12 protein-coding genes and 2 riboswitches are annotated in these 13307 nt (G+C 44.0%); all 12 genes read right to left on the reverse strand.

Going from position 1 to position 13307, the window contains the following annotated elements:
* Positions 1–54: 54 nt before the first annotated feature.
* The gene (gene purB / locus ACMX2I_RS18570; protein ID WP_394716634.1) at positions 55–1350 is read right to left on the reverse strand and encodes an adenylosuccinate lyase; all 1296 of its coding nucleotides are present in this window, start codon (positions 1348–1350) and stop codon (positions 55–57) included.
* Positions 1347–2489, reverse strand: coding sequence for a 5-(carboxyamino)imidazole ribonucleotide synthase (gene purK / locus ACMX2I_RS18575; protein WP_414957936.1), 1143 nt, complete (start codon positions 2487–2489; stop codon positions 1347–1349). Before purK ends, purB begins: the two co-directional genes overlap by 4 nt.
* The gene (purE, locus tag ACMX2I_RS18580) at positions 2482–2970 is read right to left on the reverse strand and encodes a 5-(carboxyamino)imidazole ribonucleotide mutase (protein ID WP_087991339.1); all 489 of its coding nucleotides are present in this window, start codon (positions 2968–2970) and stop codon (positions 2482–2484) included. The genes purK and purE overlap by 8 nt, the downstream gene beginning before the upstream one ends.
* A 140-nt stretch (positions 2971–3110) precedes the next feature.
* Positions 3111–3212, reverse strand: a riboswitch (purine riboswitch).
* A 79-nt stretch (positions 3213–3291) separates the two neighbouring features.
* Positions 3292–3489, reverse strand: coding sequence for an NETI motif-containing protein (locus tag ACMX2I_RS18585; protein ID WP_148963482.1), 198 nt, complete (start codon positions 3487–3489; stop codon positions 3292–3294).
* Entirely contained in the window at positions 3489–4043 is a 555-nt protein-coding gene (locus tag ACMX2I_RS18590) for a DUF2179 domain-containing protein (RefSeq protein ID WP_087991338.1), read from the reverse strand. Before ACMX2I_RS18590 ends, ACMX2I_RS18585 begins: the two co-directional genes overlap by 1 nt.
* A gap of 214 nt (positions 4044–4257) precedes the next feature.
* Positions 4258–4425 (reverse strand): Fur-regulated basic protein FbpA, encoded by a 168-nt coding sequence (locus ACMX2I_RS18595; RefSeq protein WP_052245624.1) that lies wholly within the window; start codon positions 4423–4425, stop codon positions 4258–4260.
* A 157-nt stretch (positions 4426–4582) separates the two neighbouring features.
* The gene (locus ACMX2I_RS18600) at positions 4583–5389 is read right to left on the reverse strand and encodes a hypothetical protein (RefSeq protein WP_414957939.1); all 807 of its coding nucleotides are present in this window, start codon (positions 5387–5389) and stop codon (positions 4583–4585) included.
* Between the two features lie 208 nt (positions 5390–5597).
* On the reverse strand, positions 5598–6920 hold the full coding sequence (gene pbuG / locus ACMX2I_RS18605) for a hypoxanthine/guanine permease PbuG (protein WP_087991336.1): 1323 nt from the start codon (positions 6918–6920) through the stop codon (positions 5598–5600).
* 135 nt (positions 6921–7055) lie between these two features.
* Positions 7056–7157, reverse strand: a riboswitch (purine riboswitch).
* 146 nt (positions 7158–7303) lie between these two features.
* Positions 7304–8770 (reverse strand): DUF4179 domain-containing protein, encoded by a 1467-nt coding sequence (locus ACMX2I_RS18610; protein ID WP_414957941.1) that lies wholly within the window; start codon positions 8768–8770, stop codon positions 7304–7306.
* A complete protein-coding gene (locus ACMX2I_RS18615; RefSeq protein ID WP_414957943.1) occupies positions 8752–9285 on the reverse strand; it encodes a sigma-70 family RNA polymerase sigma factor in 534 nt (177 codons plus the stop codon). The genes ACMX2I_RS18610 and ACMX2I_RS18615 overlap by 19 nt, the downstream gene beginning before the upstream one ends.
* Before the next feature lie 110 nt (positions 9286–9395).
* Positions 9396–10937 (reverse strand): glutamine-hydrolyzing GMP synthase, encoded by a 1542-nt coding sequence (gene guaA, locus ACMX2I_RS18620; RefSeq protein ID WP_087991386.1) that lies wholly within the window; start codon positions 10935–10937, stop codon positions 9396–9398.
* 161 nt (positions 10938–11098) lie between these two features.
* Positions 11099–13303, reverse strand: coding sequence for a DUF4129 domain-containing transglutaminase family protein (locus ACMX2I_RS18625; RefSeq protein ID WP_414957945.1), 2205 nt, complete (start codon positions 13301–13303; stop codon positions 11099–11101).
* Between the last annotated feature and the right edge of the window lie 4 nt (positions 13304–13307).

Below are 13307 nucleotides of genomic sequence, written 5' to 3' on the forward strand. Positions count from 1 at the left end.
TCTTGGGAATTTTCAAACCACGGCAGCATAGAAGAAGCCGCCTAAAAGCTTCTTCTATGCTAAACCTAAACGTTCAAAGATCAGATCAACATTTTTCAGATGATAGTTGTAATCAAAACAGTCAGCAATTTTTTCTGGAGAAAGACGGGACGTGATTTTCTCTTCCGCTTCCACAAGCTCACGGAACGGCACTTGTTTTTCCCACGCTTCCATTGCTTTCGGCTGTACTGTATCATAGGCTTCTTCACGAGTCAGGCCTGTGTCGATCAAAGCAAGCAGCACACGCTGAGAGTAAATAAGGCCGAGTGTGCGGTCCATGTTGCGCTTCATGTTTTCCGGGAAGACCGTTAAGTTCTTCACGATGTTGGAGAAGCGGTTCAGCATGTAGTTCAGCGCGATTGTCGCATCCGGAAGAATAATCCGTTCTGCTGAAGAATGAGAAATATCGCGCTCATGCCATAATGGAACATTTTCGTAAGCCGTCATCATGTAGCCACGGATGACGCGCGCAATGCCTGTCATGTTTTCAGAGCCGATCGGATTGCGTTTGTGCGGCATTGCAGATGAACCCTTTTGCCCTTTCGCGAAAAATTCCTCGACTTCGCGTGTTTCACTCTTTTGCAGACCGCGAATTTCCACTGCGAACTTCTCGATGCTTGTCGCGATCAAAGCAAGTGTCGCCATATAGTCAGCATGGCGGTCGCGCTGAAGGGTTTGGGTTGAAATCGGTGCTGCTTTCAATCCGAGCTTCTCACAGACATATTGCTCAACAAATGGGTCAATGTTCGCATATGTGCCGACAGCGCCGGAAATCTTCCCAACCTCGATGCCTTCTTTCGCTTGTTTGAAACGCTCAAGATTACGTTTCATTTCCTCATGCCAAAGCGCAAGTTTTAAGCCGAATGTTGTAGGCTCAGCGTGTACGCCGTGTGTGCGCCCCATCATGACTGTGTATTTATGTTCTTTCGCTTTTTCTTTTATAATGTCAACAAATCTTTCAAGGTCCTTGAGCAGAATATCGTTTGCCTGTTTTAATAAGTAAGAAAGAGCGGTATCCACAACGTCAGTTGACGTTAAGCCGTAGTGCACCCATTTTCTTTCTTCGCCCAGTGATTCGGAAACGGCGCGTGTAAAAGCGACAACGTCATGGCGGGTATCCTGTTCGATTTCTAAAATGCGGTTGATGTCAAATGACGCGTTCTCGCGCATGACCTTTACGTCTTTTTTCGGAATGACGCCAAGCTCCGCCCACGCTTCACAGGCAAGAATCTCAACCTCCAGCCATGCTTGAAATCTGTTTTCATCCGTCCAAATTGCGGACATTTCAGGTCTTGAATAACGTTCGATCATTCTGCTTGTCCTCCGTCTCTATTCATCCATTTATTTGTGATCTCCTGAATCCATTGGTCTTCAGGCTGCTTCATAAATGTAATATGCCCCATTTTGCGGCCTTTTTTGATTTCATGTTTTCCGTATATATAGAGCTTTGCTTCTTTTATAAGCTCCGGCTCTTCCTCAACAAGCTTCACTTCATCGCCGAGTAGATTCACCATCATGCCCGGCTTCAGCAAATCTGTTTTACCGAGCGGAAGGCCGCATACCGCTCTGATATGCTGTTCAAACTGGCTCGTTTCGCACAGGTCCAGCGTATAATGCCCTGAATTATGCGGTCTTGGCGCCAGTTCATTGACCAAAAGCTCGCCGTCTTCTGTCAGGAACATTTCAACAGCGAGCGGCCCGACAAGGTGAAGCTCATCTGCAAGCTTAACAGCCAAATCGGCAGCCTTCCTCTGGATCGCTTTTTCCACCCGTGCAGGCACGATGCTTTGGAAGAGGATATTGTTGTGGTGAATGTTTTCAGCTGCCGGAAATGTTGAAATTTCGCCGTTTACCGATCTGACGACGATGACCGACATTTCCATTTTAAAAGAAACCCAGCTTTCGAGAATGCAAGTACCGTGTTCTAAAAGAGCAGCAGCCTGCTCAATTTGCGCCTCTTCCTTGATCACAAATTGGCCTTTGCCATCGTATCCGCCGCGGCATGTTTTCAGCACGGCGGGAAGTCCAAGCTCCAGTACCGCCTGTTTCAATCCATCCTTTGTATTGACGATGCTGTACGGAGCAACTTCACAGCCCGCGTCTTGAATGGCTTTTTTCTCTGTTTCACGATTTTGGGTAATGAGCAGCAGTTCACTTCCTTGCGGGAGATAGGCATGATCTTTTAGCCAATGCAGCGCATCATAATCGATGTTTTCAAACTCATACGTGATGATGTCGCTGATTTCAGCCAATTTTCGAATCGCTTCACGGTCATTGTAATGAGCGGTAATTTCAATATCCGCAACCTGCCCGCATGGCGAATCTTTCACCGGATCGACGACCGCGACTTTATACCCCATTTGTTTGGCGGACACAGCCATCATTTTTCCAAGCTGGCCGCCGCCGATAATGCCGATCACTGCTCCTGGATAGATGATTTGTTTAGACAAGCTGATCACTGCTTTCTAACACTGTCTGTTTTGTATTTTCTCTTCTCTCATCCAGCTTACGGGCAAGATCCTCGTCAAAAGCTGACAACATTTGCGCCGCTAACAGCCCTGCGTTCACAGCGCCCGCTTTTCCGATGGCTGTTGTCGCAACAGGCACGCCCCCAGGCATTTGGACGATGGAAAGCAGAGAATCCATTCCGTTCAGCGCCTTGGACTGAACCGGAACTCCGATGACCGGCAGTGTTGTTTTCGCCGCCGTCATCCCTGGCAGATGCGCCGCTCCTCCGGCACCGGCGATAATCACCTTGATGCCTCTTTCTCTCGCGGTTTCAGCGTATTCAAACATGAAATCAGGCGTCCGGTGAGCGGAAACGACCTTCTTTTCGTACGGAACATTAAGTTCGTCAAGTATGTCGCATGCGTTTTTCATTGTCTCCCAATCGGAAGTGCTTCCCATGATGATTCCTACTAGCGGCTGCATTCTGTTCCCACCTTCTCATGCTTTTGTTTTCAGAAAATAAAAAATACCCGCTCTGCATTGCACTTATGAGGAAGCAATACAAACCGGGCATGGTACATGTATCGTCAGTCGTTCGCTTCTGCGATATATCCATGTCAGTTTTATCGATCACTTTCCTGCATAGTCCGGCAATTTACGGTTGCCAGGTAGAAACTTATGGGCCATATTCCCAAGATTATATGAGGTCGTGTTTTGATTTCATGTTTATCTTAACAACGGACATGGATAATGTCAACGACATTATCGAACGATACAAAAATTCATTCTGCTAATGTTCGTGTTTTAGATCAATTTCCCTTCAAATACGATTTTTTTCCCGCATGGAACGATCTGAATTGACCCGTTTTCCTTTTTCTCCATAAAAACAGGCTCCTCCATTCGCCGCACAGGCAAATATCCTTCTTCTTTCATTTGCTGAAGCACAGCATCAATCGTTTGCTGCTCTGTCACTTCAAACTTTTTCTTCTTCGGCTTTGCCATTATTCTTTAATTCTCCTCTTCTTCACCGCTTTGACCCAGAAGCCGCCGTGGATTGTTTTTGGTTCATACGCAATAATAAAGGCTTTTGAATCAATTGTCTTAATCGTATCATACAGCTGGAGTTCATATTTTCTCGGTGTCAGAATCTGAAGGGCTGTGCGGTCGCCTTCAAGCCCGCCGACCACCCAGTTTGTCACACCGTAGCCTTTTTCACGGAGCTGCCTCGGAAGATCAACATCAAGCTCCTTCGTAATCACATTGACCATCATATAGCCAAGCGCCAATTTTTCTTCTATTTTCATGCCGACAATGACGCCAAGACCGTAACCGAGCGCGTACGCAATCACATTTTGAATCTGGTCTAAGTTATCGAGGACCAGGCTCAATCCTGTCACATAAACCAGTATCTCAATCGTACTGATGCCGGCCGCTAAATAACGCTGGCCTTTCAGCGTTAAAATCATTCTTATCGTAAAAAATGACACATAGACAATATTAATAATGAGAATTATGAGAACCATGGCTATTCCATTTGATAAGATGGTTTGCATCATTTCATTTCATCCCCCTACTCTTCATCTTGCATAAAGCAATCATATTCTACTAGAGAAACGCGTCGTTTACAATCAACTGAGGCCGTAAGCCTAAGGAAAATATTTCGACACGCTTTTTCAGATTGAACAGTAGTAGTTTACCCTCTTTCTTACCTTTTCAACATCAAAACAAAAAAGCCCGCTTTTCAGCAGACTCACCTTTTCTCATATATTGTCAGATCTCTTTTTTCATTTTCAGAAGGGATTTGTATTCTTTCTCAAGCTCACTCAGCGTATAATCAGCAAGCTGTTCCCCTCTTCCCTGATAAAATTCCGAGAGCAGTAATTTGGTTTTTAAAAATTGCTTCTTTTGATTAATCGCTCGGCGAAGTACTTCAGCCATGTCCATCATCCTCCAAAATATAAAGGTTTGTACGCTGGACGTTTACAGCATTTTCCTCATCATACACGGATTAATCCTACAAATCAACTATGTTTTTTAGATATATTTGTAAAAATTGTGACATCAAAAAACCGGCTATGAACAGCCGGTTTTTTCATTAAAGCGGAATCAGCGACGCTGTGAAATATTCAGAAATAAACGGCCAAGTCACCGCCGCAAACAGCAGCGCGACCGCAACTACTGCAAATACACAATAGATATAATCAATCGGTGCATCTTGTGCCGCCTGATACAGACGCTGCACATACAGCGCCATCATAAAAAAGATCGAAAACAAGATCAGCACTGTAAAAAGAACTGTCAGCATCGGGATATTCACGATCGCAAAGATTAGCCAAAGAATTGAAACAGCAATCACCGGTACAAGCAATGAACCCAAACCCGCAGCCGCTTCTCTAAACGTCACCTTCTGCTTCATCATATAGCGGGAGACGGCCCATACGGCTATGACCATTACCGCGAAAAAGAGAAGCAAATAGACAAGAACGATTAAAAATCCGTCATAGAAAGCGTGATGGCGTTCTCCGAAACCGAGCGGCCGATTCCAGCTGGCCTTTAACTGAAACCAGTTCCCGATTGAAAAGATCATACTGAATATAAGCATTGAAATCAAACCATACTTATAATGAGAAAAACCATCCGCCACGACGGTTTTCGCCGGTGATTTTAAAATCGAGAACGCAAAACCGCAATATCTGTTGATGGCTGCCCATACAGACGCAAGCTTGTCTTTAGCAATGGATACACCACCGCGTTCCTGATGCGGTTTCTGCTTTTGTTTTTGCTTCTGCTTGCTTTGCCGGCTCGCTTTTCTGGACATTCTCGATAGCGGTTCTTCATCTGTATCTATTCTTTCACTCTGGTTAACTTCTTCTTCAAACGTTTCTTTTCTTTCTTCCGTCATGTCAGCAACTCCTATCAAAAAAATACGGCGGAATACCATTCAGCAAGAAAATAAAACACTTATATAAGGTACCGAAGCCTTCCTGAACAGTCAAGTCATTTCCATTTAAGTAAAGCATGGCGGCACATCTACATGACGGTATATCGTATGAAATGGTTTTACCTTTTGTAACAAAAAAACCAGCTGCCAAGGCAGCTGGTTTCATTCGTTATTTTAAGAAGATAAAGTACAGGATAAAAACGATAAACAGCCCGTACATAATCGGATGGACCTCTTTGGCTTTTCCTTTGCACACCATCGTAATCGGATAGAAAATAAATCCGATGGCAATCCCGGTTGCAATGCTGTATGTTAACGGCATCATGATCATGGTAAGGAAAGCGGGAACGGCCACCTCGAACTTATCCCAAGCGATTTTGCCAAGCGGCGCCACCATCAATGCACCGACTATGATCAGCGCCGGAGCGGTTACATTTGAGGTAACGACTGATAGAAGCGGCGAGAAAAACGTAGCCAGTAAAAAGAGAATACCTGTTACAATTGCCGCAAATCCTGAGCGGGCACCCGCAGCGACACCTGAGCTTGATTCCACGTAAGAAGTTGTGGTAGACGTACCGAGCATGGCGCCGATCACAATCGAAGATGAATCAGCTAAAAGCGCACGGCCCGCACGCGGCAATTTGTTTTCCTTCATTAAACCAGCTTGAGTTGCCACAGCAACCAGTGTACCCGCTGTATCAAAAAATCCGACAAACAAGAACGTTAAAATGACGATCAGCATTTGTACGGAGAAAATATCCGGCAGATGAAGCCACGCTTGTCCGAAAGTCGGCTCAAGGCTCGGCACACTGCCGATGATTTGAGTCGGAACCGGAACCAAACCGAAAATCATGCCGGCAACCGCAGTTAACAGCATCCCGATAAACACGCCCGCGTTAACGCGAAGCACCATTAAAATAACCGTTACAATTACACCGAAAATCGTTAACAGCACAGGACCGCTGTGAATGTTTCCGATGGTGACGAGTGTAGAAGGGTTGGATGTAATAATTCCTGAACCTTGTAATCCAACGAATGTAATAAACAGGCCGATACCCGCGCCGACTGCCAATTTCAGCTCTGGGGGAATGGCGTTGATGATTTTTTCACGAAAACCTGTTAACGAAAGAGCAACAAAGATAAGACCTGAAATGAAAACACCAGACAAAGCGGCCTGCCATGAAATGCCCATGCCGAGCACGACAGAAAACGCAAAAAACGCGTTCAGCCCCATACCTGGCGCGATGGCGATCGGATATCTCGCGATCAGTCCCATTAAGATACAGCCTGCCGCAGACGCCAGTGCTGTCGCTGTAAAGACCGCGCCTTGGTCAATTCTCAGCGCTTCCGGAAAATCTTTCACGCTCTCCAAAGCAAGTGTAATCGGATTGACGAACAGAATATATGCCATAGATAAAAAAGTCGTTAATCCGCCAATGATTTCATTGCGATAGCTGGTGCCCAGCTCATCAAACTGAAAAAACTTTTTCAAGCTATTTGACTCCCTTCACTCTTTGTTATTTATCCTGCCCTGAAAACGCCAAATAAAAAACGCCCCAATGCATTTTGGGACGCTTGACTACAGACGGATTTCAGTTCGAATAAATAAACGTGTTTTATTTATATCAAACGAAAGAAATGTTTACGTAGTCAAGCCATTTACGGTAGCTTGGTAGAGACTTGCGAGCCATATCCCCGCGATTATACGAATTATCTTATTTGATTTCTGTGTCTATTGTACCAAGTTCGTTTTGAAATGACAATATAAAAAACGAACATTACCGATTCAAAAAAATGGTTTATTCGTCTATTGACTAAATTGGTAACAATGATAAAAACCGTATGCATGACTTCATACGGTTTTTCAACTTATGCTTATTTTATCTTGGCAGGCTGACTCACCTGATGCACTGGTACAGTAAACGAGAATGGCTTTAGTTGAATCAGTTCATTTAAAACGCCTTTATCCATATACAGGCCATATTCATTAAACTCAAAATGCTTTAAAGACAGCTTATCAAGATAGGCATCATCCAGTTCAAAAGTGGATACCATTTCGGCAGTGTTCATATTTTTCACTTTAGCTGTATTTGCTTTCACATAATAACCTTCTTCATAATAAGCCAACGGATCAGCCCATGATTTCATTTTTTTTATATCACCAAGGCCAATCGTTTCACCTATATTCACTAAATCATTTTCATCCATGCTTGAGGTATCAATTCCAGTGAAGCGGTAATGAACCATTACTTTCCTCCCTTTTTGTTTCATGTTATTGATTTCAATCCCTATGTTTTGATGGTTTGTTTCTGAAACACGAAACGGCATCTCTGCATTTAGCGGAACGATTTCACTGCCCTCTGCCTCAGATTTAATATATGCTCTTAATGTTAGCTTTTTCGCTTTTGGATTGATTGGTGATTCTAACTGTGTTTGTCCTTTTACTCTTACCGTTCTCTCGTTTACCTTTTTGCGATTTCCAAGTTCGATGTTTGACTCTGTCATCTCATATGTGTTTCCTAAATCATCTTTGACTTCATCAATTGCCACCGTATCATTTTTTGCTATGCCTTGATAATCTATTGTAAATTGAAGGACAGATCCGAGCTTTCCGTTCTCCACTTGAATATTGGAAAATTGATAACGATTATGATGAGCTGATACCACTTTTGAGCTTTCTAAATAATTTGCTTTCTTTTTGATTATTGGCAGTTTGAACCTCCAATTCCCCTGTATTTCATTGATATGAGTAATCACAAAGGGTACGGTTTCCCCATTTTTTATTTGAATGCCATTTGTATAAATCCTTAATTGTCCTGCATATTGTTTGTTATTTATTTTTTTAAGCACTAAGGAATCGTAGTTAATTGAAAAATTGTCGTTATAACTCACTTCATCCACATCATACATGAGCTCTTTTTCATCAGACTGGAGGTTATCAACAGTAAAGTTATAGACAAGCTGGCCAGCATCGTAATAGGAGCTGTTTACAGAAACGGTGATTCCTCTGGATTCAGCCTTTTCATTCAAAGCTATGACCAAATTGCTTTCAAACAATGATAGGCCAACTTTATCTTGAAAATCTTTATAAATTTGGCCGACAATGGGTATGCTTCCCATCGCTTTGTTTACAGACGGCAGAAAAAGGCCGGACGTTAAATACAGTATACCTACCACAGCAGCAACAGCGATTCCATTAGTAATGGTTCGTCCCCATTTAAAACGGCGCTTTGTGTTACTTTCATTTTCAGCACGAACGACAGCTTGATGTATTGCTTTTTTGAGTGCTCTCTTTGGCACTTCTATGTCATCATACAACTGCTTTACTTGGTGTTTTTCCATATTTTTTTATCCTCCTTTTCCAGCTCCTGTTTTAGTGATTTTCTTGCTCTATGTAAATGTGTTTTAATTGTGCCTTCTGCCATTCCTGTTTGTTCAGCTATCATTGAAATCGAATAATCTTGAAAATAATAGAGCTGAATTGTTAACTGAACATGTTCATCAAGTGAATCAATCGCATTTCGCAAATCCATGTATTCCTCGATATTGGCTTGATCAGTGCCAGTATCATGCTGTTTCTCAAACGGAACCAAATCTCCTTTCTTTTTATTCATGGCGAAAATGGAATGAATCAGTATTCGAGTAAGCCACGTTAAAAAATACTTTGGCTCTTTTAGTTTTTCTATATGAATAAAGGCTTTATAAGCCGTTTCCTGTACAGCATCAAGTGCATCTTCTTTATTTCTCAAATAGAGATAGGCTGTTTTATATAACGTCTCCTGATGTGCCAGCATAAGCTTTTCAAAGGCTCGAGAATTTCCTTTTCTCGCCTTTGTAATCAATCTTTCTTCCTTCACCTTATCCACCTCCTATGTTGTTAGATAGGAAAACTGCCGAAACGGTTTCAAAAAGTTCACAAAAAAAACGCCCCTTTTGTAAAAGGGACGTTTTTCTATTAGCTATTTACTTATTCCCACTCAATCGTCGCAGGCGGCTTACTTGTAATATCGTACACCACGCGGTTAATGTGCTTCACTTCGTTTACGATACGTGTCGAAATGACTTCAAGCACATCCCACGGGATACGCGCCCAGTCAGATGTCATGCCGTCAATTGAAGTAACGGCGCGGATTCCGATTGTGTAATCATATGTTCTTGCGTCACCCATAACACCAACGCTGCGGATGTCAGGAAGAACAGTGAAGTATTGCCAAATATCACGCTCTAATCCGTGATTCGCAACTTCTTCACGCAAAATCGCATCTGATTCACGAACGATTTCCAGTTTTTCTTCTGTTACTTCGCCAAGTACGCGGATTCCGAGTCCCGGTCCTGGGAAAGGCTGGCGCCATACGATGTCATCGGGAATGCCGAGCTCTGTGCCAAGCGCGCGCACTTCGTCTTTGAAGAGCGTGTTTAACGGCTCGATCAGTTCAAACTGCATGTCTTCTGGAAGCCCGCCGACATTGTGGTGAGATTTGATCGTTTGCGCCGTTGCCGTACCGCTCTCGATGATATCAGTGTAAAGCGTTCCTTGTGCAAGATAGTCGATGCCTTTGAGCTTGTCCGCTTCATCATCGAACACGTAAATGAATTCATTACCGATGATTTTGCGTTTTTGCTCAGGATCAGAAACGCCTTTTAGTTTATTTAAGAATCTGTCTTGTGCGTCTACTTTAATGACGTTCATGTTAAAGCCTTCGCTGAATGTTTTCATAACCCCTTCAGCCTCGCCTTTACGGAGAAGACCATGGTCTACAAAGATACAAGTCAGCTGGTCGCCGATCGCTTTATGAATCAAAACAGCAACAACAGAGGAATCAACGCCGCCGCTTAGCGCGCAAAGAACCTGCTTATCTCCGACCGTTTCACGGATTTTTTGCATTTCAATTTCGATAAAGTTCTCCATTGACCATTTGCCTTCACATTCGCAAACGCCGAATACAAAGTTTTTCAGAAGGTCATTGCCGTATTCAGAGTGGCGCACTTCCGGATGGAACTGAACGCCGTACCATTTTTTGTCCGCTTTGCTCATCGCTGAATTCGGGCAGTGATGGCTTGTCGCGTCAACAGTGAAGCCTTCAGGAACTTCTACAACCAAATCGCCGTGGCTCATCCAAACCACTTGTTCGTTCGGAAGATCTTTGAACAAATCAGGTGCGCCTTCGATGTGGATGTTTGCTTTTCCGTATTCACGCTGGCTTGCCGCTTCAACTTTACCGCCAAGGTAATGAGTCATCAACTGCATGCCGTAGCAAATTCCCAAAACAGGAATATCAAGCTCGAAGATTTTCTCGTCACAGCGGAAAGAGTTTTCATCATACACACTGTTTGGACCGCCGGATAAAATAATTCCTTTCGGATTCATTTCTTTAATTTCTTCAGCCGTCAATGTATGGGGATGCAGCTCGCTGTATACACCGAATTCACGGATACGGCGTGTAATCAGCTGGTTATACTGACTGCCGAAATCAAGGACAAGAATCATTTCATTCACTAACTTTGTCATGGTTGTCACCTAATCTCCTCTAAGTTTTTTGACACAGAAAAAAACGAGGACAGATATGAAGCACGATCCGCCCTCTTTGGCAAGGCCGTTTGCCGGAGTCCGGCAACTCGCTCCCAGACTCCGATAATATTCACTAATTCTAACAACACGTCGATAAGCGGTCAAGACCATCTTCTTTTAATTAAATTTTCCCATAACTCTCTGGTTTCATTCCAAAGCGCCTTCGAATCTTCATTTCTGTAAAGCGCCCGTTCATAGCTTGATGTCAGCTTTGACATGTCTTCCGAGCCATATTTTCCATCGATTCGTTTCGCATAGTCACGCAGCGTTTCACTGTCTCGTTTCGGAATGCCTCTTCTCTTCAGCTGTTTCAGCAGCGCGCCATATGCCTCAAAAAACACGTGCTGATCGCTGCGGCGCTTCAATTTTCTTACAACGAAAATAGGAATCCATAGCGAACGGAAAACATACAGCAAGACCGCTGCCAAGAGCAGGACTGCAAGAACCCCAAGCGCTCCATACCAGCCCGCCCCGGCATTTTCATGTGAAGCGGACGGTTTTTTAGAAACAGATGTCTCCCGTTTTTCCTTTTGTTTTTCCGGCTGTTTTTTCTCTTTTGTCTGCTCTTCTTTTGTTTTTTCCGGTGAGCTGCTGCTTTCGCTGCCGGAATCCTTTGTGTCAGAAGAAGTAAATGCAGCCGGGTTTGTAAACCCTTTAGTCGGCTCAAATGTGACCCAGCCTTGTTCTGGGAAATACACCTCTACCCAGGAATGGGCGTTGTTATTTGTCACCTCGTAGATGCTGCCGTTTTTGTTTCCCGCTTCTTTATATTCGCCTGATGTATACCCCTTGACCCAGCGGGCCGGAATGCCGGCCGAACGCAGGAGCACCACCATAGCGGAAGAAAAGTTATCACAGTAGCCCATCTTTGTTTCAAACAGAAATTGATCGACATAATCCTCATCATCCTTAGGGATGGTCACGTTTTCGGTTTCATATGTGAACTGATTTGAACCTAAATAGTCCTCAACCGCTTTCACCTTATCAAACATATTATCGTGATCCTGAGTCAGCTTGGCCGCAAGGGTTCTCACCCGCTCAGGCAGTGAATCCGGCAGCTGCATATAGCGGTTGCTGAATGTGTATTCCTCACTGTTGTTTCTCACTTTCACCTTTCTCAGCTCATCCAGCTTGTAGACCGGGGAATTGTACGTTACGGAATAGCTCCCCATATTTCTGATCTCACCGGCTTGTTCACTGATCGGGGAAATTTGTTCCGTGTTTCCGTTCATTTCAAGCGAGACAGCCTGCTTTGGCTGTATGGTTTTCGCACCGATCGGATACATCACATGGTTATACCCATAGTGTTCATCAACTTTGACACGGACGGCGCTGCGCTCTGTCGCAACCTTGTGGTCAAACCATAGATTTTCAACTTTCCCTCCGCTTAGCTGATATGACATGCCTGTGTCTGTTTCAATCCAGCCTTTCCCGGTATACGTATCCTTCGTTTCCACACGGAAATACGTACGCTCTTTTCCCTGCCAAGTAAAAACAGGGGTGTCATCCTGCTGAAACGGGCCACCGAGTGATTCGTCATGGTTCCCGTATCCGATTTTGCTTTCACCAGCCGGCATACGCTCTTGATTGGTCATTTTTTTGAGAAAAGGCACCGGATCAGGCCAAGCCGGATCTGATTTCGGAGCGGCAAGTCCGAATCCCACGGCAGCCAAAATGAATACCGATAACGGCAGAAACCATTTCAGGACAGATATTTTTGGCAATGCGATTCTTTCCATCAGCTTGATGCGTTCTAAGTATAAAAGGCCAAGCATAAAGAAGCCGATCAGCACGATACGGATGACGGCAAAAGTGGCATCATATGGCGTAAAGGTATCAAGAATCGTAATATACGCTACTGTCATCATAAAGAAAAATAAGATTCTTCTCTGGTAAATCACCCAATAATGAAGGAGATAGACCAGCAGCCACAACAGCACAAAAAACAACAGGGTCCGAAACGAAGGAATCATGTCATTCCATTGCCCTGATTGTATCAGCGTGATATTCAAATAGACATCCCGCAAAAAAGAGCTGACCCAGTTCAAGTCAAATATGGACCCTTGATAAAACAGGATGTGCACCGAGATCAACGTAAATAAGACACAAAAAGGAACGGTGACAAACCACCTCATTCTGAAAAAACTCAGTAGAAACGTCAAGCCGATAAAGACAATAAAAAAGCCCGTATGTTTCGTATCTGTAAAATGGTCAAGCGGCCTGAGCCACTCCCACAGCAATAAAAACGCCAGAAAATAAAATAGCAGCAAGCTCAAACGGCTTCCCTTCTGATCATCGTGCGGCATGTGC

The sequence above is a fragment of the Bacillus sp. SW14 genome (assembly GCF_047608225.1).
Classification (GTDB): Bacteria; Bacillota; Bacilli; order Bacillales; family Bacillaceae; genus Bacillus; species Bacillus subtilis_G.